This window comes from Nocardia sp. NPDC004860 (assembly GCF_040609015.1).
Lineage (GTDB): Bacteria > Actinomycetota > Actinomycetes > Mycobacteriales > Mycobacteriaceae > Nocardia.
This window is the reverse complement of record NZ_JBEXJI010000008.1, coordinates 60,498-85,530: the sequence shown is the minus strand read 5'-3', so window position 1 is coordinate 85,530 and position 25,033 is coordinate 60,498. Positions and strand designations below refer to the sequence as shown.

At 69.7% G+C, this 25,033-nt stretch carries 21 protein-coding genes and 1 pseudogene; 7 read left to right on the top strand and 15 right to left on the bottom strand.

What is annotated here, in order from left to right:
- Nucleotides 1–188: 188 nt before the first annotated feature.
- Nucleotides 189–1,094: a hypothetical protein gene (locus ABZV44_RS17745; protein ID WP_354837244.1), complete on the bottom strand. Its 906-nt coding sequence runs from the start codon at nucleotides 1,092–1,094 to the stop codon at nucleotides 189–191.
- A 4-nt stretch (nucleotides 1,095–1,098) separates the two neighbouring features.
- Entirely contained in the window at nucleotides 1,099–2,145 is a 1,047-nt protein-coding gene (locus tag ABZV44_RS17740) for a 3-oxoacyl-[acyl-carrier-protein] synthase III C-terminal domain-containing protein (RefSeq protein WP_354837242.1), read from the bottom strand.
- Nucleotides 2,146–2,564: 419 nt separating this feature from the next.
- Between ABZV44_RS17740 and ABZV44_RS17735 the strand changes: the two genes are divergently transcribed.
- The 4 genes from ABZV44_RS17735 (at nucleotide 2,565) to ABZV44_RS17720 (ending at nucleotide 6,569) form a co-directional block, all read left to right on the top strand.
- A complete protein-coding gene (locus ABZV44_RS17735; RefSeq protein ID WP_354837240.1) occupies nucleotides 2,565–4,226 on the top strand; it encodes a fatty acid CoA ligase family protein in 1,662 nt (553 codons plus the stop codon).
- Between the two features lie 9 nt (nucleotides 4,227–4,235).
- On the top strand, nucleotides 4,236–4,544 hold the full coding sequence (locus ABZV44_RS17730; protein WP_354837238.1) for a hypothetical protein: 309 nt from the start codon (nucleotides 4,236–4,238) through the stop codon (nucleotides 4,542–4,544).
- 13 nt (nucleotides 4,545–4,557) lie between these two features.
- On the top strand, nucleotides 4,558–5,592 hold the full coding sequence (locus ABZV44_RS17725) for an NAD-dependent epimerase/dehydratase family protein (RefSeq protein ID WP_354837236.1): 1,035 nt from the start codon (nucleotides 4,558–4,560) through the stop codon (nucleotides 5,590–5,592).
- Nucleotides 5,593–5,738: 146 nt separating this feature from the next.
- Nucleotides 5,739–6,569, top strand: a complete 831-nt coding sequence (locus tag ABZV44_RS17720; protein ID WP_354837234.1) for an alpha/beta hydrolase — start codon at nucleotides 5,739–5,741, stop codon at nucleotides 6,567–6,569.
- 57 nt (nucleotides 6,570–6,626) lie between these two features.
- Here the strand turns inward: ABZV44_RS17720 and ABZV44_RS17715 are convergent, their stop codons facing one another.
- Entirely contained in the window at nucleotides 6,627–7,571 is a 945-nt protein-coding gene (locus tag ABZV44_RS17715) for a YafY family protein (RefSeq protein WP_354837232.1), read from the bottom strand.
- A gap of 63 nt (nucleotides 7,572–7,634) precedes the next feature.
- Between ABZV44_RS17715 and ABZV44_RS17710 the strand changes: the two genes are divergently transcribed.
- The gene (locus tag ABZV44_RS17710) at nucleotides 7,635–8,783 is read left to right on the top strand and encodes an epoxide hydrolase family protein (protein ID WP_354837230.1); all 1,149 of its coding nucleotides are present in this window, start codon (nucleotides 7,635–7,637) and stop codon (nucleotides 8,781–8,783) included.
- Nucleotides 8,784–8,808: 25 nt separating this feature from the next.
- On the opposite strand, the gene ABZV44_RS17705 is transcribed toward ABZV44_RS17710, so the two are convergent.
- The 8 genes from ABZV44_RS17705 to ABZV44_RS17670 form a co-directional block, all read right to left on the bottom strand.
- The gene (locus ABZV44_RS17705; protein WP_354837228.1) at nucleotides 8,809–9,681 is read right to left on the bottom strand and encodes an LLM class flavin-dependent oxidoreductase; all 873 of its coding nucleotides are present in this window, start codon (nucleotides 9,679–9,681) and stop codon (nucleotides 8,809–8,811) included.
- A gap of 77 nt (nucleotides 9,682–9,758) precedes the next feature.
- A complete protein-coding gene (locus ABZV44_RS17700) occupies nucleotides 9,759–10,067 on the bottom strand; it encodes a pyrimidine/purine nucleoside phosphorylase (RefSeq protein WP_354837226.1) in 309 nt (102 codons plus the stop codon).
- A 90-nt stretch (nucleotides 10,068–10,157) separates the two neighbouring features.
- Nucleotides 10,158–11,075 (bottom strand): patatin-like phospholipase family protein, encoded by a 918-nt coding sequence (locus ABZV44_RS17695; RefSeq protein WP_354837224.1) that lies wholly within the window; start codon nucleotides 11,073–11,075, stop codon nucleotides 10,158–10,160.
- Between the two features lie 123 nt (nucleotides 11,076–11,198).
- Nucleotides 11,199–13,559, bottom strand: coding sequence for a RelA/SpoT family protein (locus tag ABZV44_RS17690; protein ID WP_354837222.1), 2,361 nt, complete (start codon nucleotides 13,557–13,559; stop codon nucleotides 11,199–11,201).
- Nucleotides 13,560–13,768: 209 nt separating this feature from the next.
- Nucleotides 13,769–15,367: an ATP-binding cassette domain-containing protein gene (locus ABZV44_RS17685; RefSeq protein ID WP_354837220.1), complete on the bottom strand. Its 1,599-nt coding sequence runs from the start codon at nucleotides 15,365–15,367 to the stop codon at nucleotides 13,769–13,771.
- A 172-nt stretch (nucleotides 15,368–15,539) separates the two neighbouring features.
- A complete protein-coding gene (locus ABZV44_RS17680) occupies nucleotides 15,540–16,745 on the bottom strand; it encodes an MFS transporter (protein WP_354837218.1) in 1,206 nt (401 codons plus the stop codon).
- 65 nt (nucleotides 16,746–16,810) lie between these two features.
- Nucleotides 16,811–17,290, bottom strand: a complete 480-nt coding sequence (locus ABZV44_RS17675; RefSeq protein ID WP_354837216.1) for an Rrf2 family transcriptional regulator — start codon at nucleotides 17,288–17,290, stop codon at nucleotides 16,811–16,813.
- 45 nt (nucleotides 17,291–17,335) lie between these two features.
- The gene (locus ABZV44_RS17670; protein WP_354837214.1) at nucleotides 17,336–19,315 is read right to left on the bottom strand and encodes a peptidoglycan DD-metalloendopeptidase family protein; all 1,980 of its coding nucleotides are present in this window, start codon (nucleotides 19,313–19,315) and stop codon (nucleotides 17,336–17,338) included.
- Between the two features lie 115 nt (nucleotides 19,316–19,430).
- On the opposite strand from ABZV44_RS17670, the gene ABZV44_RS17665 reads away from it, so the two are divergent.
- Complete coding sequence (locus ABZV44_RS17665) at nucleotides 19,431–19,718, top strand: hypothetical protein (protein ID WP_354837212.1); 288 nt, start codon at nucleotides 19,431–19,433, stop codon at nucleotides 19,716–19,718.
- Here the strand turns inward: ABZV44_RS17665 and ABZV44_RS17660 are convergent.
- Nucleotides 19,715–20,929: a helix-turn-helix domain-containing protein gene (locus tag ABZV44_RS17660; RefSeq protein ID WP_354837210.1), complete on the bottom strand. Its 1,215-nt coding sequence runs from the start codon at nucleotides 20,927–20,929 to the stop codon at nucleotides 19,715–19,717. The two genes, ABZV44_RS17665 and ABZV44_RS17660, sit on opposite strands and share 4 nt — an antisense overlap.
- A 192-nt stretch (nucleotides 20,930–21,121) precedes the next feature.
- On the opposite strand from ABZV44_RS17660, the pseudogene ABZV44_RS17655 reads away from it, so the two are divergent.
- Nucleotides 21,122–21,262 (top strand): annotated as a pseudogene (locus ABZV44_RS17655) (lipase); the annotation flags it as partial.
- 194 nt (nucleotides 21,263–21,456) lie between these two features.
- Here the strand turns inward: ABZV44_RS17655 and ABZV44_RS17650 are convergent.
- The 3 genes from ABZV44_RS17650 to secF are packed head-to-tail and all read right to left on the bottom strand — an operon-like array spanning nucleotide 21,457 to nucleotide 25,032.
- Nucleotides 21,457–22,029, bottom strand: coding sequence for an adenine phosphoribosyltransferase (locus tag ABZV44_RS17650; protein ID WP_354837208.1), 573 nt, complete (start codon nucleotides 22,027–22,029; stop codon nucleotides 21,457–21,459).
- Between the two features lie 37 nt (nucleotides 22,030–22,066).
- Nucleotides 22,067–23,785, bottom strand: coding sequence for an ABC transporter substrate-binding protein (locus ABZV44_RS17645; protein ID WP_354837206.1), 1,719 nt, complete (start codon nucleotides 23,783–23,785; stop codon nucleotides 22,067–22,069).
- A gap of 17 nt (nucleotides 23,786–23,802) precedes the next feature.
- A complete protein-coding gene (secF, locus tag ABZV44_RS17640; protein ID WP_354837204.1) occupies nucleotides 23,803–25,032 on the bottom strand; it encodes a protein translocase subunit SecF in 1,230 nt (409 codons plus the stop codon).
- Nucleotide 25,033: the final 1 nt, after the last annotated feature.

Sequence of the window (25,033 nt, the reverse complement as noted above, 5' to 3'; positions counted from 1 at the left end):
CCGAGCGACCGACCGTGCCATCTGACGTCCCTTTCACCGATCGGGATGCGCCCGACTGACAGGCGTGGCACGGCGAGCTTCGGTGTGCTGGAGCGGCATCATTGCAGCGAGGGCGCATGGGCGCCCAGGATCAGCCGGGGGCACAACGGTTTCGAAATGTACTGCCAAACAGTGTATTTCACATTCGCCTAGGAGGTGGTGACGAGCGCCTGCGGGCGATAGACCAGGGCGGCCGCCGAGGTGTCGTCCACCGCCAGGAACACCACCGCGCGCGCCTCGTCGAGCATGCCCTGGGTGGCCGCGCTCAGATACGCGTGCACGGGGCCCGCGGAATACGGGTCGCCGACGAACGGGTCGATCCCGGCGACCGCGGCCGAGGGCACCCCGATCCGGTAGGCCACCCGCTCCCGGAAGCCGGGGACGGGGGCCGGGGCCAGCAGTACCGCGCCGCCGGTGGCGAAGTCGCTGGGCTGCAGTCCTTCACCGGCCAGGCATTCGCGCAGCGCGGCCTCGGCCAGCGCGAGCGGGTCCCCGGTCTCGGTGCGCACGGTCAGCGCGGTGCGGCCGCCGGTGCCCGCCGCCTCCAGGTCGGCCCACGCGGTCGGGGCGAGCGCGCCCGGGGTCTCGGTGGTGTAGATGCGGCCGAAACCGCCCGCGCTGTCGGAGGAACGCAGCAGGACGGCCGCACCGCTCGCGGCGTACGGGAAGTCCTCGCGGTCGCGCTCGGTGGACGGATGGGTGTCGCCGGCCACGATGAGCGCGTACTCGACATCGCCGAGACCGGTGAAGCACTGGGCGGCCATGAGCGCGTGCACCACCCCGGTGCCGCCGTTGAGCAGGTCGAAGGAGAACGCGGGCACCCGCCCGGTCGCGTACTCCAGGCCCACCTCGAGGCGCTTCTGGATCAGCGCGGCTACCGCGGGTTCGGCGATATTGCTGTCCCGGAACACCCCGGCGTTGACCACCAGGCCGACCCGGTCGGCGGAGACCTCCGCCGCCGTCAGCGCCTGCGCGCCGGCGCGGGCGGCCAGCTCGAAATAGCTGCCGGTGTCGGCGTCGGTGCAGACGGCCGCGGAAACGATTGCGGTGCTCATGGATTCAGGCCTCCAGCCGGGAGATGGTCGCGGCGAGGTGCCCGGAGACCACGCCGGACGCCTCGGGGATCAGCAGCACCTTGGAGCCGCGCGGAATCCGGCCCTGCGCCAGGTGTTCGCGCAGCACCACGAAGTGCGAGGTGGACGCGGTATTGCCGTATTCGGCGTAGACATTGAGCGCCTGCGGCATCGGGGTGTCGAAGTGCCGCTCGGTGAGCGAGCTGATGTAGTCGATGGCCGGGCCGCTGAACTGGTGGTGGATCCAGTAGTCGTACTTCTCGCTCTCCCAGGCCCGGCCGGTCTCCAGCAGGAAGTCGGCCATGCGCGAAATACCCTGCAGGAAGCGAGATTCGCTGGCCAGCGCACGGTTGTCGGTGTACATGGCGATACCGGTGGTCTTGTCGCTGGGCATGCCGATGCAGTGCTCGGCGCCGGCCGAGGTGGTCATGAGCTCGATGTAGTGGATCTCGTCCGCGTCGTCGCCCTGGTCGTCGACCACCACGGCCACGGCCGCGTCGCCCACGGTGAGGGCGGCGAACTGCGGGTCGTAGGGCTGTGAGATCTCGCGGGTGGCGGTCTCGGCGATGGGGGTGATCTGCTCGCCGCTGACCACCAGGCCGCGGCGCACCACACCGGACTTGATCATGCGGTCCAGCACCAGCACGCCGGTGATCATGCCCGCGCAGGCGTTGGACAGGTCGAAGTGCAGCGCCCGGCCCGCGCCGATGGCCGCACCCAGCTGGGCGGCGAAAGACGGTGCGAAGCAGTACTGCCCGGGCGCGGTGAAGCGGGTGATCGACACCGAGATGATGACGTCCAGGTCCGCGGCATCGTAGCCGGAGCGGGCGAGGCAGTCCTCGATGGCGTGGCGCGCCAGTGCGAACGACGATTCGTAATTCTCCGGATCGCTATTGTGCACGCGCCTGTTCTTGATTCCGGTAATTCGTTCCAGGTCCAATGCCCTGGGTACCGAAAGGCTGTTGATCACGTCCTCGGTGGAACGGATGGTCGTGGGTGTGTACGCACCGATCGATTCGAAGCGTGTACGCATGTGGCCCCCTGCTCTCTGGACTGAGTGCGTCCGGTCGAATGTGGCTGCGGCGGCCGCAATTCGGTGTCCCCCGAGCCGGCCCCGCTGATATCCCGTAGCCCCGATGCCAAGTGAAACGCTACCGTACCCGCTGGTAGGCGAGTGCCCCACGCGCCTCACCAATCACCGTGCGTTCGAGCGATTTTCGCGGCGTAATCGCTGGATGGAAGTGGTGCGCACGCCGATCGGCGAGTCACTCCGTAGGGGTGGAATAGGGGGTTGCGAAGAACCGGTGTCGGTACCCGGGGACACACTAAAACTGTTGTATATCAAACGAATACGGAGCGCCACGGCTAGCGGTCCGACATCACCCCGTGTAGCCTCACCGATACATTCCTCGCATTCCTCGACAATTCACTGGGGGAAGTGTGTCGCATTCCTTGCCCACCATTTATTGGCGCGCTCTCGATCGTTTCAGCGATATCGTCGCCGCCCATCCCGAACGGGAGGCGGTGATCTATGCCGACGGCAGGAATCGGGACGGCCTGCCCGATTACCGTCACCTCACCTACGCCGAACTGGACGCGTGGTCGGACACCATTGCCGAGCGGTTCGCCGAGGCCGGCGTCACCCGCGGCGTGCGCACCATCGTGCTGGTGCGGCCGGGACCCGAGCTGTACGCCGTCCTCTACGGGCTGTTCAAGATCGGCGCGGTGCCGGTGGTGATCGACCCGGGCATGGGCATGTTCAAGATGCTGCGCTGCCTGCAGGCCGCCGACGCCGAAGCCTTCGTGGGCGTCACCGAGGCGCAGGCGCTGCGCATCGTGTTCCGCGCCTACTTCCGCAAGGTGCGGATGGCGGTCACGGTCGGGCGCTCGTGGTGGCAGGGACCCACCCTCGAAAGCTGGGGCCGCACACCGGCTTCCGCGCTGCCCGAACGCGAGCCCGCGCCCGATGACGAACCGCTGCTCATCGCGTACACCACCGGCAGCACCGGGCCCGCCAAGGCGGTGGTGCTCACCCACGGCAATCTCAGCGCCATGATCGACCAGGTGGACGCCGCGCGCGAGCACGTCGCGCCGGGCACCTCGCTCATCACCGCGCCGGTGGCGGGCATCCTGGAGCTGCTGCTCGGATCCCGGTGCGTGCTACCGCCGCTGATTCCCTCCAAGGTCGGGGCGACCGATCCGGCGCACGTGGTCGACGCGGTGCAGCGGTACCAGGTGAAGACCATGTTCGCCTCCCCCGCCGTGCTGATCCCGCTGCTGCGGCACATCGAGCAGACCGGGGCAGCGCTGCCGAGCATCGAGAGCATCTACTCCGGCGGAGCGCCCGTCCCGGACTGGTGCATCGCGGCGCTGCGGCAGGTGCTGCCCGAGCCGGCGAAGGTGTACTCCGGCTACGGCGCGACCGAGGCGCTGCCCATGGCGACCATCGAATCCCGCGAGCTGCTGGGCGATCTGGTGGAGCAGGCGCACACCGGGTACGGGGTGTGCGTGGGCACGCCCGCGCTCCACGTGCAGGCGCGCATCATCGCCATCACCGATGATCCACTACCGGACTGGCCGGATGTGGAGGCGCGGGCAGCCGATCTGGCGGCGTCACGCGGGATCGGCGAGCTGGTGGTGTCCGGGCCGAATGTCAGCCCCCGCTACTTCTGGCCGCAGGCGGCCAACCGGACCGGCAAGATCGCCGACGGCGAGGTGATCTGGCACCGCACCGGAGACCTGGCCTGGATCGACGACGCCGGGCGAATTCGCTTCTGCGGGCGCAAGAGTCAGCGGCTGGAGACGGCGAGCGGGCCGATGTTCACCGTGCAGGTCGAGCAGGTGTTCAACACCGTCGAGGGCGTGGCCCGCACCGCGCTGGTGGGCGTGGGTGCGCGCGGAGACCAGCAGCCGGTGCTGTGTGTGGAGCTGGCGCCGGCGGCCGACCGGGCCGCGGTCGAGGACCGATTGCGCGGGCGGCGCGACGAATTCGACATCACCAAACCGGTGGCGGAATTCCTGTTCCATCCGCGATTCCCGGTCGACATCCGCCACAATGCCAAGATCGGCCGCGAGAAGCTGGCGGTCTGGGCGGCCAAGCAGCTCGACGGGTAGGGCCGCAGCATGAGAAGCCCGGCGCCGCAGGTGGTTCCACTGGTCACGCGGTTGTACTTCCTGGCCGGGATCGCCGCCCGGCTGTATCTGGTGGCCGGACTGATCGCCGCGGTGGCCGGGCGCGCCCCGTCGAATCCCGCGCTGCGGCTGCTGTGGTGGGCCGACGCGGCACTGTGCGCCGCGGATCCGGCCACCCGCATACCGGTCAGCATGGCCGCCGACGAACTGGCCAGCCGGGTCGGCTGGGGCACCGCGGCACTGACGCCGCTCCTCGGCCGCGCCCGGCGACGCGACCACACACTTCTGGAGGCATCGTGAAAGCAGCAGCATCGTGAAGGCATTGGTGACGGGGGCCTCCGGCTTCCTGGGCGGCGCGCTCACGCGCCGGCTGGTCCGCGACGGGGACCACGAGGTGGCGATTCTGGTGCGGCGCACCAGCAATCTGCGGGACCTGGCCCCGGTGCTCGACCAGGTGGAGCGGGTGGTGGGCGATCTCGGCGACCCCGACTCGCTGGAACGCGCCGTCGCCGGGGTCGATGTCGTGTTCCACAGCGCCGCCCGCGTGGACGAGCGCGGCACCCGCGCCCGCTTCTGGGCCGAGAACGTCGCCGCCACCGCGCGATTGCTGGCCGCTGCCCGGGCCGCGGGCGCGCAGCGGTTCGTATTCATCTCGAGTCCGAGCGCGCTCATGGACCGTGACGGCGGCGACCAGATCGACATCGACGAGTCGGTTCCGTATCCCCGCCGCTACCTCAACCATTACTGCGAGACCAAGGCCGCCGCCGAACGCCTGGTGCTGAAGGCGAATACGCCCGGATTCACCACCTGCGCGCTGCGGCCGCGGGCCATCTGGGGTGCGGGCGACCGATCCGGGCCCATTGTGCGGCTGCTCGAACGGGCGGCGGCCGGGACCCTGCCGGATCTGTCGGCCGGGCGCGAGGTGTACGCCTCGCTGTGCCATGTCGACAATATCGCCGAGGCCGCGGTCAAGGCCGCTGCCAGCGAGAATGTCGGCGGCAAGCCGTATTTCATCGCCGATGCGGAGCGGACCGACGTGTGGGGGTTCCTCGGTGACGTCGCCGCGGACCTCGGCTATCCGCGGCCCGGCCGCAAGCTCGATCCGCGCGTCGTGGCGCTGGTGGTGTCGGTGATCGAAAACCTCAGGCGGGTACCGTATCTCGCCGAACACTGGACGCCGCCGCTATCGCGGTACTCGGTGGCGGTGATGACCCGCTCGGGCACCTACGACACCTCCGCGGCGACCCGCGATTTCGGATATCGGCCCGTAATGGATCGCGACACCGGCATGACCGAACTGAAATCCTGGATCCGCAGCGGGGAGGTGATCGCCGGATCCACCCGCTGACCAGCGCTCGGACGCTCCCCTCAAAAACTTGTGTTACGCGCGGTACCGGCTAACATGGCTGGTACCGCGCGAGGGTGAGTCGGTGCTGACGGCCCTCGAGGCCGCAGACGCAGTGCAGCACCGCTACTCAATGAGGAGAGCGCCCGATGCCGGAGTTCGACTATCACGGCGTATCCGTCGCCTACGATCGCGCCGGGTCCGGGGATCCGATCCTGTTCCTGCACAATATCGGCGGTGACCGGCGCATCTGGGTGAACCAGACGCGCGCGCTGGCGGCCACCAACACCGTGTACGCCCTGGACCTGTTCGGCTACGGCGACTCCGACTCACCCGAGGACGGCTACACCGTCGACAACTATGTGCGCATGGTGTCGGAATTCATCGACACCCACGGGCTCACCCATGTCACGATGGTCGGCAACTGCTTCGGCAGCGCGCTGTCCCTGCTGTACGCGCGCCGCAACCCGCAGAATGTGCGCGCCCTGGTGCTGTGCAGCCCGCTGACCGCCGCCACCCTGCGTCCCACGCCCACCGGATGGACCGCGCGCGCGGCTGCCCGGCTCCCGCTCGACTCGGTCGCGGGCGCGATCCGGCTGCCCGGTTTCGCCGCGAATCTCGTCGTCCGCGAACAGCTCGGCCCGCGCGGCCGCGGCATGGGCTCCTCCCCCTTCATCGGCCTGCGCCACCGCTGGAGCGAACCCCGCCGCCTGCTCCCACCCGCCGCCATCGCCCGCGACCTTCCGAAGCTGGCCGTCCTCGACAACTTCCGGCCCGCCCCCGGCTTCCCGCCCATCACCACCGTCTGGGGCGCCAAGAACCACATTCTGTCCGCCGCCGCCGGCGCCCGCCTCAACACCACCCTGTGCCCGTCCGAGGCCATCGAACTCCCCGACTGCGGCCACCTGGTCATGCTGGAACAACCCGAAACCGTCACGGCCGCCATCCGTTCCGCCACCCGCACAGCCCTGGCGGGCTGAATCGGCCGCAGAGTTTGCATTGCCGGCGGTCCAGCTGCCCGGGCGCCTACGCGCAGGTCAGCCGGCCGCCCGGTGCAGTCGGGTAGCCAGCTCACGCAGGTGAGCCGCCAGTTCCGGCGGCTCGAGGATCCGGAAGTCGAAACCGAAACCCGCCACGTGGACGGCGAGGGCGTCGAGTGAATCCGCGCCGGTGTGCAGGATGCAGGTGTCCGGGTCGACGGCCTCGAGGACGCCGACCGTCGGGGCGATCAGCTCGGCCGCACGCTCGACCGAGGTCATCAGGGCGATGCGGGCCTGATAGCGGTAGGGCGCGGTGGTGACGCCGCGGGAGACCTGAGCGGCGGCGTCGGGGGCCTCGCGTGGTGTGAAGCGGGGGCCGGTCGGGATACGCGGGGTGAGGCGGTCGACGCGGTAGGTGCGCCAGTCCTCGCGGTCCACATCCCAGCCGGTCAGGTACCAGCGGCGGCCGATGTGCACCAGGCGGTGCGGTTCGGTTGTCCGGCGCGAGGATTCGCCATCGTGGGTGCGGTAGTCGAATCGGAGGCGATGCTGGTCACGGATGGCCGCGGCGATGGCGGTCAGGGTGTCCGGGTCGACGCGCGGGCCGCCATCGGGGACGGCCACGGTCGCGGTCTGCAAGGCCGTCACCCGATGCCGTAGCCGCGAGGGCAGGACCCGCTCGAGTTTCGCCAGCGCCCGCAGCGAGCTCTCCTCGATGCCCGCGATGGTCCCGCCCGCCGCCGTGCGCAATCCCATGGCCACGGCGACGGCCTCCTCGTCGTCGAGCAGCAGCGGTGGCAGCTGTGCGCCCGCGCCCAGCCGATATCCGGCCGCGCCGGCGGTGGCGTCGACGGGATAGCCGAGGGCGCGCAGCTTGTCGATATCGCGGCGCACGGTGCGCACGTCGACCGCGAGCTGGGCGGCCAGTTCCGCGCCGCTCCACTCGCGCGGGGTCTGCAGCAGCGACAGCAGGCGCAGCAGCCGGGCGGAAGTTTCCAACATGAATGCGATTCTGCCGGACAGCTAGGGCAGTACCTGTCCTAACTGCCTTCTACCGTGGTTCTCATGAGCGAACAGATCACGCCCTTCCGCATCGACATCCCCGCCGAGCAGCTCGACGACCTGCGCCGGCGACTGGATGCCGCGCGCCTGCCCGCCCCGCTGCCCGGCGACGACTGGGACACCGGCGTTCCGGTGCACTGGCTGCGCGCGCTGGTCGACCACTGGCGCACCGGATACGACTGGCGCGCAGCCGAAGCCGAGCTCAACCGGTATCCGCAATTCGTCACCGAGATCGAAGGGCAGCGCATCCACTTCCTGCACATCCGCTCCGCCGAACCGGGCGCGGTGCCGCTGCTGCTCACCCACGGCTGGCCTGGTTCGATCGCCGACTTCCTCGACGTCATCGGCCCCCTGAGCGATCCGCGCACCCACGGTGGCGATCCGGCCGACGCCTTCCACCTGATCATTCCCTCGCTGCCCGGGTTCGGATTCTCGGGACCGGTCGGCGACTCCGGTTGGACCCGGGCCCGTATCGGCCGGGTCTGGGCGGAGCTGATGAACCGGCTCGGCTACGAGCGCTACGCCGTGCAGGGCGGCGACATCGGCGGCGCGGTCAGCCCCGAAGTGGCCCGCACGGCACCGGATCGGGTGATCGGCGTGCACGTCAACGGCGGCCCGAACCTGCCGCCGCCCTCGGCCGCGGACGACATCGACGAGCTCACCGAGCTCGAGCGGGACCGGGTGCGGCGCATCCAGGCGTTCATGCGAGAGGAGTTCGGCTACGTCGCGATTCAGTCCACGCGACCCCAGGCCCTGGCGTACGGGCTGGTGGATTCGCCGGTCGGCCAGCTGGCCTGGATCATGGACAAGTTCCGCGAGTGGACGCACCCGCGCGGCGTCGATCCCGACAAGATCATCGACCGCGACCGCCTACTCACCACCGTCATGCTCTACTGGCTCACCGGCACCGCCGGGTCGGCCGCGTACGTCGGATACGCGAACACCGGGGAGTGGGGTGTGCCCGGCGTGAACTCCGGTGTCCCGACCGGTGTCATCGCGTTCGCGCACGACGTCTGCATCCGCCGCTACTGTGAGCAGTCCAACACCATCACCCGCTGGGTCGACGTGGATCGCGGCGGGCATTTCGCGGCCATGGAAGAACCCGAGCTGCTGGTCGCCGACATCCGCGAATTCTTCCGCGACCTGCGCTAGACCGTGTGGCAAGCCTTCGGCGGCATCAGGAAACGAGGGGCCTGACCTGCTCGGCGGCGAACCGGACGAAACCCACCGGGTCCGGTTCGTCCCCGGTGGGTTGCAGGACCACGCTGGTGGCGCCGGCCTCGATCCAGCGGAGCACGGTGTCGGCGATGGCCCGGGCATCTCCCGCCACACCGATATCGGGAATGGTGTCGCGTCCCTCGCCGCGCAGCTCCGCGGCCACCCGTTCGGCGGCACCGGGACCGGTGGCCGCCAGCAGGTACACGACGATCGGATACGGCTGCGCCGCAAGCGCTTCGGGCCGCGCGGCCCGCACGATCCCGGCGGCCGTCCGAATCCCGTCGGCGGGTGTGGAGCTGGTGAGGATCACGCCGTCGGCGGCCTCCCCCACCACACTCAGCGTCCGCGGCCCGGTCGCGGCGGCCAGGATCGGCGGTGCGGCGCTCGGTGGCCAGTCCAGCGCGACGTCGTCGAGCCGGACATACCTGCCCTTCACCGTGATTCGCTGCCCGGCCAGCAGCGCCCGCAGCGCGTCGAGGTATTCGCGCAGCAGGGTGATCGGCGAGGCAATCCGCTCCCCCACCTGCCCCATCCAGTCCTGAACCCCGTGTCCCACACCCCAGATCCCCCGCCCGGGGAACATCCGCTCCAGCGTCGCCAGCTCCATCGCGGTGACCGCGACATTGCGCAGTGGCACCGGGAGCACCCCCACCCCGACCCGCACCCGCTCACTCCACGCGAGCGCCGCTGCGGCCGTGGCGATCCCGCCCTCCAGGAAGCAGTCCTCCCACAGCCACAGCTCGTCGAGTCCCGACTCGTCCGCCGCCCGCACCACGTCCCGCAGCCGCTCGGGCGGTTGCTGCGGCCGGAACACCACTCCCAGGGTCGTCATACCCCATGCGTACCACGCCGGAGCCGGAAATGGCTGTGGCCCGGTCACATTCGCGACCGGGCCACAGGGTTCGGAACTCAGCCGAAGTGGCAGACGTAGTGAACCGGCTCGACGACCTCGATCTGGAAGCTGGAGTTGCCCGGCACGGAGAACGACTCGCCGCCCTTGTAGGTGACGGCCTCGGACTCGCCGGCGAGGGTGACGTTGCACTGACCCTCGAGCAGCTCCATGATCTCCGGCGCACCCGTGTTGAAGGTCAGGGTGGCGGGGAGGATGACACCGATCGACTTGCTGGTGCCGTCGGCCAGTTCGATGTTGTGGCTCACACACTTGCCATCGAAGTAGACGTTGGCACGCTTGGTGACGGTGACATTCTCGAACTTCATGCTGGTACGGTGCCCTTCCTACGGGTGACGACCGGCCGCGCGGGCCGGTCCGGTTCGCGCCGATCGTACCCGCGACCGCCGGGCAATCGTTCAGTCGGGCAGGGCGTCGAGGGCGCGGTCGGGCAGGGCATCGAGGGCCCGAGCCGTCAACGCCCGCCCCTGCTCGATGATCGGCGTGGCGCGATGGAAATCCATGGTGCCGCAGATGTTCTGCGGCACCTCGATCACCAGATCCGGCGGGTGGGCGGCCAGATGCTGGCGGGTGAGGGCGGCCAGCATGAGATCGATGGCCCGCTGGGCGACATCGGTGGCGCGGATGCTGCTCAGCGCCGGGGGCTGCGCCGGCATCTCCTCGACCGGGGTGCGCGGCCCGCCGAGCCGCTGCGCCGAGGCCCGCCACCACTGGGTGAACCAGTTCGTGCGCGGCTGCGCGCGGTCGTAGGCCGGGTCCGGCGCACCCGAGAGGTCGACGCCGATGGTCATGTCCGCGGGGCCCAGCGCCATGGTCGCCACCACCGGCAGCGGATCGAGCACACCGCCGTCCACCAGCACGTGCCCGTCGACGAGCACCGGGGTGATGAATCCGGGAATGGCGATCGAGGCCCGGATGGCGGCATCGAGTTCACCGGCCTGGAACCAGGTCGACCGCCCGGTCGTCATATCGGTGGCCACCGCGACATACGGGATGGGCAGGTCCTCGATGCGCAGGGCGCCGAGCATCTCGCGGATCCGGTCGAGGACCTTGCCCGCACGGATCACGCCCGGTTCGCTGAACGCCGGATCCAGCAGCCGCGCCACCTCGAACTGGCCGAGAGTGGTTGCCCAGGAGGTGAATTCGTCGAGCCGCCCGGCGGCGAACAGCCCGCCGACGAGTGCCCCCATCGACGATCCGGCCACGCCGACGATCTCGTAGCCGCGCTCCTGGAGCTCGGCGATCACGCCGATGTGCGCGTATCCGCGTGCGCCGCCACTACCCAGGGCGAGTTTGACGCGCTTGCCCGTCGACATATGGATCTCCTACCCGTCCGGGAACCAGCAATCGAGTCGGCGACGCGTTCCGCTGCTCCACCCAGCCGCTGCTGTGCGCGGACTGACCTGTCCCCCACCGGCTTTCGCCGGGGCGGGACGGGATCAGGCGGCCGAGGTCACGCGGTAGACGTCGTAGACGCCTTCCACATTGCGGACCACGTTGAGCAGGTGGCCGAGGTGCTTGGGGTCACCCATCTCGAAGGTGAACTTGGAGATGGCGACCCGGTCACCGGAGGTGGTGACCGCGGCCGAGAGGATGTTGACCTTCTCGTCGGCCAGCACCTTGGTCACGTCCGACAGCAGGCGGGTACGGTCCAGGGCCTCGATCTGGATGGCCACCAGGAACACCGACGACGGCGACGGCGCCCACTTGACCTCGATGATCCGTTCCGGTTCCGAGCGCAGCGAATCGGCGTTGGTGCAGTCGGTGCGGTGCACGCTGACCGCGCCGCCGCGGGTCACGAAGCCCATGATCTCGTCGCCGGGCACCGGGGTGCAGCACTTGGCCAGCTTGGAGACCGTCCCCGGCGCGCCCGGAATCTCCACGCCCGCATCACCTGTGGTGCGCTGACGCGCCGGCACGGTGGACGGCGTGGACCGCTCGGCCAGTTCGTTCTCGACATCGCTGACGCCGCCGAGCTGGGCCATGAGCCGCTGCACCACGTGGTGCGCGGACACCTGGTTCTCGCCGACGGCCGCGTACAGCGCCGAGATGTCGGTGTAGTGCAGCTCGTGGGCGAGCGCGCTCATGGCGTCGACGCTCATCAGGCGCTGCAGCGGCAGGCCCGAGCGCCGGACCTCCTTGCTGATGGCGTCCTTGCCCGCCTCGAGGGCCTCCTCGCGGCGTTCCTTGGCGAACCACTGCCGGATCTTGGCCTTGGCGCGCGGGGACACCACGAAGTTCTGCCAGTCCCGGGAGGGTCCGGCGTTCTGGGCCTTGGAGGTGAAGATCTCGACGACTTCACCGTTCTCCAGCTGCCGTTCCAGCGCGACCAGCCGCCCGTTGACGCGCGCGCCGATGCACCGGTGGCCGACCTCGGTGTGCACGGCGTAGGCGAAGTCCACCGGGGTGGACTTCTGCGGCAGGGTGATCACGTCACCCTTGGGCGTGAACACGAAGATCTCGGGCGATTTGAGGTCGAAGCGCAGCGACTCCAGGAACTCGGCCGGGTCGGCCGCCTCCCGCTGCCAGTCGAGCAGCTGACGCATCCACGCCATGTCGTCGACTTCGGTGGAGTCGTTGGAGTGCTTGCCCTTGGTCTCCTTGTACCGCCAGTGCGCGGCGATGCCGAACTCGGCGGTCCGGTGCATGTCCTGGGTGCGGATCTGCACCTCCAGGGGCTTGCCGTCCGGTCCGACCACGGTGGTGTGCAGCGACTGGTAGACGCCGTAGCGCGGCTGGGCGATGTAGTCCTTGAACCGCCCGGCCATGGGCTGCCACAGCGAGTGCACGACACCGACCGCGGCGTAGCAGTCGCGCACCTCGTCGCAGAGGATGCGGATGCCGACCAGGTCGTGGATGTCGTCGAAGTCCTTACCCTTGACGATCATCTTCTGATAGATCGACCAGTAGTGCTTCGGACGGCCCTCGACGACCGCATTGATCCGGCTCGACGCCAGGGTGTTCACGATCTCGGCGCGCACCTTGGCCAGGTAAGTGTCACGTGATGGCGCGCGGTCGGCGACCAGTCGCACGATCTCGTCGTACTTCTTCGGGTGCAGGATCGCGAAGGCGAGGTCCTCCAGCTCCCACTTGACGGTGGCCATACCCAGCCGGTGCGCCAGCGGCGCTATCACCTCGAGGGTCTCGCGGGCCTTCTTGGCCTGCTTCTCCGGCGGCAGGAAACGCATGGTGCGCATGTTGTGCAGCCGGTCGGCGACTTTGATCACCAGCACGCGGGGGTCGCGGGCCATGGCGATGATCATCTTGCGGATGGTCTCGGCCTCGGCGGCCGCGCCCAGGTTGACCTTGTCCAGCTTGGTGACGCCGTCGACCAGATGGGCGACCTCGGTGCCGAATTCGGCGGTCAGCTCGTCGAGCGAGTACCCCGTGTCCTCGACGGTGTCGTGCAGCAGCGCGGCCACCAGCGTGGTGGTGTCCATGCCCAGCTCGGCCAGGATGTTGGCCACGGCCAGCGGGTGCGTGATGTACGGGTCGCCGGACTTGCGGAACTGGTGGGCGTGCTTCTCGTCGGCGACGTCGAAAGCCCGTTGCAGCAGAGCGAGATTCGCCTTCGGGTACAGCTCCCGGTGCACGCTGGCGAGGGGCTCGAGCACCGGCTTGACGGCGGCGATGCCGCGCTGCCCGGTCATGCGGCGGGCCAGGCGCGCGCGGACGCGACGTGATGCGGAGGTGGGAACGGCGGTGGTGTTGCGAGCGGCGGACTGCCCGTTGGCCGATGGGGTGGCGGACTCACCCTCGGGCGATTGCCCCGAGTTCGCCTGCTCCAGATGCTGTGTCATGCCACCTCCGCTCGCGGCCTCGATCGGAAAACCATATCGGACCGTTCAACCACCCAGATCATCCACTTTAGTCCTGGAATCGGATCCCGACCGGACAGCGATCACCGCCGGTCCGAACAGCTCCGGAGCGATGAACGATACCCGGTCGGGGCTCGGTTTCGCGCCCGCATGGGACCCGGATTGTTCCGGTGTCGGCCGGGCCTCCCTGCTCATTGTTCGCCCGCGCTCTCGACCAGGCCCTCCGGGGTCAGTTCCAGCCGCCTGGTCACCCCGATCTCGGTGAGGAACCGCGGGTCGTGACTGACCACGAGCAGCGCGCCCTGGAAGCTCGCCAGCGCCTCGGTGAGATGGGCAAGGCTGGGCAGGTCCAGGTTGTTGGTCGGCTCGTCGAGCAGCAGCAGTTTGGGCGCGGGTTCGGCCAGCAGCAGCATGGCCAGGGCCGCGCGCAACCGCTCACCGCCGGAGAGCGCGCCGGCCGCGACATCGGCGTCGGTGCCGCGGAACAGGAACCGGGCCAGCTGGGCACGGATCTGTTCGGCCGAGGCGTGCGGCGCGGTGGCCGCGACGTTCTCGAACACCGACCTGGATTCGTCGAAGACGTCCAGGCGCTGCGGCAGCATGCGCCAGGGCACCCTGGGCGACTCCTCCCGGATGCGGTGCAGCAGCGTGGTTTTGCCGATGCCGTTGCGGCCGGTGAGCGCGATGCGTTCGGGGCCACTGACTTTCAGCGTCACCGTCGGCCCGCACGGGAGCCGCGCCTCGGTCAGCTCGAGCACGTCCTGGCCCGGGTAGAGCCGGGTTTCCGGCAGGTCGACGCGGATCTCGCGGTCGTCGCGCAGCCGGTCCTGCATGTCGGTCAGATGATCCCTGGCCTCCTCGACCTTGCCGATGTGGTTGTTGCGCAGCTTGCCCGCCGAGACCTGGGCCTGGCGCTTGCGCTCCCCCATGACGATCTGGGGTTCACGCTTCTGGTCCCACATCTTCTGCCCGTAGCGTTGCCGCCGATCGAGTTTGATGCGGGCCTCGACGAGTTCGCGCGCCTGCTTGCGGACATCGCTGCGTGCCTCCCGGATCGCCGCGCGGGCGGCGTCCTGCTCGAGCTCGATGATCCGCTCGTACTCGCTGAAATTGCCGCCGAAGAGCCGGATCTCGCCCTGGCGCAGCTCGGCGACGGCGTCCACGCGGTCGAGCAGTTCACGGTCGTGGCTGACGGTGAGCACGGTGCCGGGGAACTGGCCGACGACCTCGTAGAGGCGTTGCCGCGCCACCTGATCGAGGTTGTTGGTCGGTTCGTCCAGCAGCAGGACGTCGGGTTCGCGCAGCAGCTCGGCGACCAGGCCCAGCAGTACGGTCTCGCCGCCGGAGAGGGTGTCGAGCCGCCGGTCCAGCTGCGCGACATCCCCTGCGACGTAATGCAATCCGAGCCGTCCGAGCAGTGCCACGGCGCGTTCCTCGATATCCCAGGCGGTGCCCACGGTTTCGAAGTCGGCGTCGGTACCGGATCCGGATTCGATGCGGTGCAGGGCTTTCCGGATCCCGGCCAGCCCAAGCACCGCGTCGACCCGCTGCCCCGCGGCCAATCCGAGGTCCTGACGCAGGTACCCGAAGCGCCCCGGAATGCTCACCGAACCGCGCGCGGGGCGCAGTTCGCCGGTGATCAGGCGGAAGAGGGTGGACTTCCCCGCACCATTGCTGCCGACCAGGCCGAGGTGACCGGGTCCGAGCTGGGCGTCGAGACCGTCGAAGACTCCGGTGCCGTCCGGCCACGCGAAGGTGAGATCGGAAATGGAAATAACGGGCATTGACATGCGGGCCTCCTCGAGAGTGAGCGAATGCGGCGCGCGATTGCGGGCCACTCGGCGATCACCTCAGAAGAGCAACGGCATGTCTCCGATCGGACGGGAAAAGAACTCGACTACAGTAACCGAGCTCAACGAGACCGTGCAAGAACATATTTCGTGAGCCGAGTCTCACCGCGGGTCAGCGCGCGGCTCGCGCGGTGCACCGCAGGTAGCCGAGCGCGATCACGGCCAGCAGGGCGGCCAGGCCGTACATGACCGTCGCGCCGTGCCCCAGGGTGATGCCGCCGAGCGCGGTCCCCGCGCCGATGCCGATGTAGATGCAGGAGGCGTTCAACGCCACCACCAGCCCGGACTCCTGCGGCGCGGCCGCGATGAGCCGGTGCTGCTGTGCCGGCGTCTGGCACCAGCTGGCCGCACCCCAGCCCAGGGCCAGCAGCCCGACCAGGGCGGGAACACGGGTGTCCGTCGCCGCCAGCACACCCATGCTCGCCAGGGTCGCCGCCATCAGCGCGTATCCGGCGGTCAGCACCCGGGTGGCGCCGAAGCGGTCGGTGGCGTAACCGGACGACAGGTTGCCCGCCACCGCGCCCACCCCGTACAGCATCAGCATCCACGCGGTCGTGGCTGCCCCGATTCCCAAGGCCCCCAACGCCGGAACGGCATACGCGTACACGACATACGCCGCCCCCATGCCCAGCACCGTCAGCGGCAGCACGGCCGCGACCGACCGATTGCGCAGCACCGCCAGCCGTTTCGCCAGCGGGACCGCGGGATTGCCGGGCAGCGCCGGCACCCACGCCGCCACACCGGCCGCCGCGAGCAGGCACCCGATCGCGACCCCGGTCAGCGCCGACCGCCAGCCCAGCCAGTGCCCCAGCAGATCACCCAGCGGCACGCCCAGCGCGGTCGCGATGGTCAGGCCGCCGACGACCGCCGCCAGCGCCCGCCCGCGCGCTTGCGGCGGCACCAGCGCCGCGGCCACCGCGCCAGCATTGGGCGTGAAGGCCGCCGCTCCCAGCGCGGCCACGATCCGGGTGGCCAGCAGGATCGCGAACGTCGGCGCGAGTGCCGATCCCAGATTCGCCAGCGCGAGCACCAGCAGCGCCGACACCAGCAGCGCCCGGCGCGGCAGCCGCGCGGTCATCGTGGCCAGCGCCGGCGACCCCAGCGCATAGGCCGCCGCGAACACCGTCACCGCCGCGCCCGCGGTCGCCGTGGACACCCGCAGCGATCCGGCCAGGTCCGGCAGGAAACCGGCCAGGATGAACGAGTCGGTGCCGACCGCGAAGGTGCCCAACGCCAGGATCAGGGTGCGCCGCAACCCGTTCGGCGCGGCCGTGGTCTCGGCCGTCGACGGCCGGGCAGCAACCGGGATATTAGCCATCCCGAATCTCCTTCCGAAAAAACCCGGCGCGGGCCGGGTCGGTTTCTCGCGAGCGGCGCGACCGCTCAGGCGGTCACATGTTCATAGAAGCTGCGTGTGTGAGCCGAGGCATTGACCGGGGCGGCGGCCATCAGGTCGGCCACGGTCTGCGCGGCCAGCTCGCGCCGCCAGGCCAGCTCGGCGCGCCCCATGGCCCGGGCGATGCCGCACGGTTTGGCGAATTCCGTACTCGCCCGGGTGGCTCCGGCCCCGCGACGGCGAATCTCGGTGCAGCGGAAGGCTTCCGTGCGCCCCTCGACCGCGGACACCACGTCCATGAGCGTGATGCGCTCGGGTGTGCGCGCCAGCCGGTAGCCCCCGCGCGCGCCGGGCGTGGAGTCGAGGATTCCCTCGCGCACCAGCGGTTGCAGCCGCTTCTTCAGGTATTCGGGCGGCAGCTCGAAGATCTCGGCCAGGCGGGCGGTGGCGATCGGCGCATGATCGTCGAGCCAGGCCAGCACCGCGCAGCAGTGCAGTCCCCATTCGACGCCTTCACCCATCATCATGAATAGGGATAATACATGTCCCGGATACCCGGGGCCAACCCCGATTCAGCGACTGATGCGGCGGGCCTTCATGCCGTTCGAGAGCGGCACCTCGGTCACCTTGCCGCCGGATTCGGCGTGCAGCATGCGGCCGCTGCCGGTGTAGACGCCGACATCCGAGGGCCCGCGCGGGCCGAAGGACCCGAACACCAGATCGCCGGGCTCGGCATTGAGCAGCTGGACCTCCACGCCCTGTTCCCACTGCTGTTCGGCCGTGCGCGGCAGGCTGATGGTGCTGCCGCTGGCGGCGAATACCGCGGCCGCGGTGAAGCCCGCCTGGTCGAATCCGCCGTCGCTGGGCCCGCCCGGGCCGCCACCGCCGAAAACGTAAGGGGTGCCGACCCATTGCTGTCCCGCCGCCACGATCTGCGCTCCCAGATCGGCGTTCGGGTCGGCCTGGAACCGGCCCTCGCTGCCGAGGCTGCGGAATCCGGGCTCGGCGGCCAGGATCCGCGCCACGTACGGCCGGGTCTCGGTGTAGTGCCGGGAGATCTGGTTGGGCATACCGCCGGAGGCGAGCACCGCGCCCTCACCGGCGTTGTAGGCGGCGATGGTGAGCGCGGTCAGGTCGCCGGAGACCTTGCCCTCCGACATCCAGCCCTCGATGGTCTTGGCGATGGCGCACATGTAGCGCCCCTGCCCGATGATGGCGTCGGCCGGATCCAGCACGCTGGCATAGCCTTTGCCGTCGGCGTCGATGACGTACGGCTGTCCGTCGGGCGCGAGGGCCTTGGCGGTGCCGGGCATGAACTGGGCGATGCCCTGCGCGCCGTCCGGGGACACCGCGTCGGTGCGGAACCCGGATTCGGCCTGGCCCTGGGCGGCCAGCAGCGAGGCGCCGATCTCCGGGCACAGCGAACCCGCGCGGCGGTACCAGATCTCGAGTTCGGGCGGCACCTTCCCGGAGGCGAGATTGCCGCCCGGCGTGCCGAATCCGTTCTCGCAGTAAGGCGTACTGGGTGCGGGGATGCTGCCGCCGGCCAGCCACGGCATGGGGTCGACCTGGTGCCCGCCGGTCAGCCGTCCGCCGGGCACCAGCTCGAAATGCAGGTGCGGGCCGGAGGATTCGCCATTGCTGCCGACGTCGGCGATGCGCTGGCCCATCTGCACAACGTCGCCGGTGTGCACGAAGATGCCGTTCTGGTACATGTGCCCGTACACGGTGGAGTACCGGCGGCCGCTGCCATCGAGGGAGTCGATGACCACCCAGTCGCCGAAGCCGGACGCCGCGCCCGCGGCCACCACCAGTCCGTCGGCGGCGGCGTAGATCGGCGTGCCCGCGGGGGCCGCCAGGTCGACGCCCATATGGGTGCCGCCGCGCGCGCCGAACACGTCGCTGACGGTGAATGTGCCTGCGGCGAGCGGATATTGGTGCCGTCCGGCCCCGATGAGGCTGCCCGCCTCGTTCACCGTGCCGGGCGCCGCCGCCATGGAGGCATTGGCCGGCGCGAGCTCGGTGGAGGTGGGGGCGACGTCCTTGATGGTGACCTGGACCCGGTCCAGGTGATTGCGGGCGACGTCGCCGCGGTCGCCGAGCGGGCTCCACTCGGTGCCGGCGGCCGCGCCCGGAGTCCAGCTGCGCTGCTTCCAGATCAGGTAGTCGACCCGGAAGGCGGCCGCGTTCTGCTGCAGGAACGAGACGATGGCGTCGCCCTTGCCCGAGTCCGCGCCGACGATGAATTCCACCGAGCGCCCGGCCTTCAGGTCCGGAACGGAGTCGTCGTTCACGATGCCGCGCATGTCCATCATGCCGAAGTGGGCCACCGTGCAGCGCAGCACGCGCAGCGCGCCCTCCTGCAGACCGGCCTCGACGGGCGAGCCGGTGGTGGGGCAGTTGGGTTCGGTGCGGGCCGAGGTGACGGCCGGAACGCTGGGTGTGCCCGGGCCGCAACTGGTCTCGCTGGCGGGCAGGATGATAACGAGGACGAGGGTCAGCAGACCCAGCACCAGGGCGACCGCCCCACCTACGAGGACTTTGGGCTTCACGCCCGAACGCTCCCGGCCGCCGCGGTGATCACCCGGACATCATGCCATGGCGGACACACGGTTTCACGGATCTGTGTGTCTGTTTCAACAGGCATACAGCGGGCATCCCCCTGATATGCCGTACGTCGCCCGCAATGAAGTCCACGCCGCTCGCATCATCAGCGGCGTCGGCGCGTTGTTCGCCCTCGTCGAGGGCGTCTACATCCTGATGTTGATCCTCAACGCGGATCAGTCCAATAAGTTCTTCGTCTTCATCAAGGGGCTCGCCGAACCTCTCGCATTATTCTTCCCAGGGCTGTTCCACACCGGCAGCCCGAACGTCGACACCATCCTGAATTACGGCCTGGCGGCGGTCTTCTGGCTGGTGGTCACCGGTTTCGTCGCCCGGGTCATTGCCCGCTAGAGGCCGGCGGCCGAGAGATCGAACGCGGTGAGAGCCGCGGCGAACAGGGGTGTGTGCTCGGAGCGGCCGGGATCGTATCCGGTAAGGGCGGCGATGCGGTTCAGGCGGTAGTTCAGGGTGTTCCGGTGCACGACCAGCGACTCGGCGGCCGCGACGCGATTGTGGTCGCAGGCCAGATACGCGCGCAGGGCCGCCATCAGGTGCTGATGCTCGGCCAGGGGCGCGAGCAGGCCGAGCAGCCAGGCGCGGGCGGGGCCGGGGCGGGCGAACTGGTACTGCAGGGCGAGGTCGGCCATGCGGTACACACCGTTCGGCCGGCCCAGTCCGAGGGCGAGCCGGGCGATCTCCCCCGCCTCCTCGGCACGCCCGGGAATCTCGGAAACCGTTGCGGCGGTGGCTGTCCCGGCTATCACCCGGCCACCCGCGGCGGCGGCGATCCGGCCGACCGCGGCATCGACCCGGGCGGCCGGTTCGCTCACCGGCACCAGCACCCAGCCCCCGGCCCGATCCAGCACGGTCAGCGCCAGCGGTGACAGCGCGTCGACCTCCCCGTGGATCACGCGCATCGCGGGCCGCGCGCCGTCCCCTGCGGCGGGCCGCACATCACCCACCGGGGCGGCCGTGCCGGCGGTGCGCAGCGCCAGCACGTGGTAGCCGCCGAGCGTGATCCCGAATCGATCGGCCAGCAGTTCAGCCGGTTTGCCCTGCAACAACGCCTGCGCCAGAGCGCGTTTGGCTTCCCGCTGTTCCCAGTGCAGGTCCTGCCGCTCACGCAGATAGGACCCGGCCACGCCCGGAATGACGACGCCCAGGTACCGCAGCAACTGCGGCACGGCCCGCAGCAGCTCCTCCCGCTCATATTCCGTCCGCGCCTGCGCCGTGAGGAAGTTCCAGGACGCCAGCGCCCCTTGGTGATACACCGCCAGCACCGCGTCCAGCGGGATACCCTCGCGCGCCCACCGCACCGCGACCGCGATCAGGTCGTCCAGATCGCCCGCCCGGGGTTCGCGTCCCTCCCCCAGCAGTCGCGCGAACAGCCGCAGATTGTCCTCGGCACGATGGATCACGTCCCGCTCCAGCAGATCCCGAGGCAACTGCTCGTAATCCGGGACGCTGCGCACCACCGCCGCCAGGACCTCCCGCGCGGCCTCGGGCAGGTGGGTCGCCAGGAAGTCCGCGAACGCGGCCTGATCCTCGAGTGGGTTACTCACCGGTACATTGTTGCCGCGACCGAATCCCTTTGCGGGGCAAATGAATCCAGCAGGGCGAATAGCCGCCACCGCCGGACCGGCCTGTCATTCCACCAAATCCAGCCGATCAACTCCGAGCCCCGTGTGCAGAGACCGCGACCGCCCTTGTCCGGGACGGTTCAGCCCACATCGTCGTGGCACAGAAGACCGTCCATGCCGGTGTACATCCATGCGCAGTACGAGGAGATGCTGCCGAACGCCGGCGTCGACCGCCTGGTGGACAAGTACTGTGCCGAGGGCGCACCCAGCGTCGTCTGCGAACGGGAACTGGTGGCCGAGCACATCACCGGTGTCGCCGGGCAGCTGCCCGGGGTCTTCCACTGGCCGCGCGATCGTCTCGACGGCGTTCCGGCCCCCCGAGGGCGGCACCATCACCGATCCGGTCCTCGTGATGGCCGAGCCCCGGTTCTGGCAGACCCCCGGGGAGATCGTCCCCACCGCGGTGCAGGCCCTGATCGGTCAGGCCATCGGGGCGGGGAGGTGACCGGTCACAGCTCGACGATGGAGGTCAGCGGGTAATCACCCTGGCGCTCACGGCCTTTGAGGAAGCCGAGCTCGAGTACCACCGCCGCCGCGACCACCTCGGCCCCGGCGGCGGCGAACAGCTCGGCCGCCGCGGCGAGGGTGCCGCCGGTGGCGAGCACGTCGTCGAGCAGCAGGACCTTACGGCCCTTCAGATCGATGCCGTCGGCCGGGATCTCCAGTGCCGCCGAACCGTATTCGAGGGTGTACTCACGCGAGATGACCGGCGGCGGCAGCTTGCCCGCCTTGCGGACCGCGATCACGCCGGTGCCCAGCGTGGCGGCCACGCCCGCCCCCAGCAGGAACCCGCGCGCGTCGACACCCGCCACCAGGTCGGCGTCGGGAGCGCAGGCCGCCAAGCAGTCCAGCACCGCGCGGAAGCCCTCGGAATCGGCGAACACCGGGGACAGATCCGCGAAACGCACTCCCGGCGTCGGGAAGTCGTCACGCCAGCGGGTCAACCGCTGCACCGCGGCCTCCGCGCGGGCGGCCCGCTCCCCCGCCACCTCGGCCGTCTCCATCATCTCGTGCTTGCTCATCCGCACCCACTCCTCATTCACCACGCCACCACGGCTCTCACCGTTTCAGCACCCAGCGATCCATGTTCCAGCCCGCTCCCGCCTCGGTGGGACTGGCGATGCCGTTCTCCATACCGTCGCCGAACCCGATGGTGCGGGGGGCGGCGAACAGCGGAACCGACGGCATCTCGCTCCAGAGCAGGTTCTCCTGCTCGGTCAGCAGGTTCAGCACGGTGCCCGAGTTGTCCTCGGCCGCAAGCTGATCCGCGATGGCATCGTAGCGGCCGTTGCCGAACCGGCCGAAATTCAGCCCCGCGCCGGTGCGCAGCGACGCGATGGCGTCGGTGCCGGTCAAGGAACCCGACGGGCCCGGCATGCCGGCGGTGCCGCCCAGGATGGCGTCGACCTTGCCGTCGGTGAGCTGCGACGCGGTGAAATCCGGTGCGCCCGCGTCGACCACGGTGATGCCCGCGGCCTTGCAGGCGTCGGCGATGGCGGTCACCGTGGCCGCGCGCCGCTCGTCCGGCTTGACGTAGCCGATGCGCACGGTCTGGTTCTGGACACCCGAGGTCGCCGCGGCCTGGGTGGCGGTGGCGTCACCGCCCTTGTACTTGTCACCCGCACCCGAGATCGCCGAGTAGTACACCGAATCCTGTTGCACCGTCCGGGAATTCAGCAGACTCGCACCCAGCCCCAGCTTGACGTCGTAGCCCGGGTGCCCGAACTTGTCGAACAACGCCTGCCGCGGCACGCACAGCGCGAACGCCCGGCGCGCATCCGCCGATCCGAACACCCCGCCGGTGCTCAGCACCAGCTGCTCGACGCCGCGGCCCGGCAGATTCTGTTTGTGGAACCCGCCCAGGCTTACGTCGCCCAGCGACCCGGCGCCCACATCGAGCACGCCGATCGACTTGTCCGACACCTTCGACTTCAGGTCGGAGTGCCGGTCCCACACCACGATCCGCGGCGTCCGGGGCTGATTGCCCCACCACTTCTCGTTCTTGACCAGCACCAGACCGTCCTTGTCACCGAACGAGTCGATCCGGTACGGCCCCGAGGACGGCAGCAGCGTCAGGTCCACCTTGCCCGGGGCGAGCTTCCAGCCGTTGTTCCAGAAGTCGGCGATGCGCTCGAGGGTGGGTTGATCCCCGGTCTGCACCGGCGTCACCACACTCGGGATCTTCACCTGTGCGGCGATCACGTGCGCGGGCATCAGCTCGGTGGCATTGAACAGCGTCTTCCACGCCGAATAGTGCTTGCCCGGCCGGAACACCACAGTGGCGTCCTTGGATCCGGGCTGACAGTCCACCCGCTCGATATCGCGGTAGCCGTCGGTGCTCGCGGCGTCGAACAGCGGCACCGGCCCGCCCGGACCGGCCTTGGTGAATCGCCCGCTGCGCGCCGCCCAGGTCAGCACCAGGTCATCGCAGGAGGTCGCCACGCCGTCGGAGTAGACGCCCTCCGGGGCGAGGCGGTACTGGATGGTCTGCGCGTCGCCCGGGACCTCCTTGGCGGTGCCGGTGTCGGTGTCGGCCACCGGCTGCCCGTCCGGGCCGGTATAGAAGAACCCGGTCAGCACCCGCGAGAACACCGCGGCCGTACCGCTGTTCGCGCCCAGCATGCTGCCGCCGTTGTAGCTGGCGACGACCGCGTCCACGCCGTACCCGATCGAGGGCACCTGATTCTTGCTGGAGCACCCGGCCAGCGCACCGGCGGCGAGGGTACCCGCCACCAGCGCGACGGCGGTCCGGCGCACAACCCTGTGATCTTGCTTCACGGTCGCACCCCCTGCGCTCAGTGCCGTCGCTGCTGTCGTTTCCCACTCGGCCGGGCCCCGGGACGCGGCGCCCCGGCGCTCTGACTGCGCGGCGCGTGGTCGCGTCCGAAACCATTGGCGTCGGCGCCACGGCCTGCGGCGCCGGCCCGCTCGGCGGCCGCCACGCCCACCCGCGCCTTCGCGCCACCGGAGCGGCGGTTGAGCACCTTCTTGGTGTGCGCGGCCACCGGACCCCAGGTCTCCTTGAGCGTCACCAGCACCGGCACCGCGAAGAAGATGGACGAGTAGCCACCCACGATCATGCCGACCAGCTGCACCAGCGCCAGATCCTTGAGGGTGCCGACACCGAGCAGCCACACCGCGACCACCAGCATGCCGATGATCGGCAGGATGCCGATGACGGTGGTGTTGATCGAGCGCATCAGCGTCTGGTTGGCCGCCAGGTTCGCCTTCTCCGCGTAGGTGTGCTTGGTCAGGTGCAGTACACCGCGGGTGTTCTCCTCGACCTTGTCGAACACGACCACGTTGTCGTAGAGCACATAGCCCAGGATGGTGAGCAGACCGATGACCGCCGCCGGCGTCACCTCGAAACCGACCAGCGAGTAGATGCCCGCGGTGACGATCAGGTTGAAGAACAGCGAGCCGATCGCCGCGAACGCCATATCGCGTTCGAAGCGAATCGCGATGTACAGCGTGGTCAAGCCGACGAACACCACCAGCGCCAGCAGCGCCTTCTTGGTGACCTGGCCACCCCAGGTCCCGCTGATCTCGGCGACGCTGATGGCGTTGCGGCTGGCCTGGCCGTTGGAGTCCTTCGGATGGAAGGTGTCGAACAGCGCGGTCTGCAGCTTGTCGGCCTGCTCGGCACTCAGCGTGTCGGAACGGATCTGGATGGTCGCCGAGGACCCCGAGCCCGCCTTCTGCACGGTGACCGGGTCGTGGCCGAGCGTGGACCGGTAGACGTCCTCCACCTTCGAGGTGGTGACGCTGTCCGAGGCGGGCAGCTGGATCCGGGAGCCGCCCGCGAAGTCGATGCCCAGGGTGAAGCCCTTGAACACCATGCTGGCCACCGCGATGGCGATCAGCGCCGCCGCGATGCCGTAGTACACCTTGCGCTTGCCGACGATCTCGAAACCACCGGTACCGGTGTAGAGCCGCTCGAACAGGCTGTGCCGCTTGCCTGTCGGCACGGCCTCGTAGTCGAGCTCGGAGTCGGAATCCACGACGACGGGAGAGGACTTGGCCATG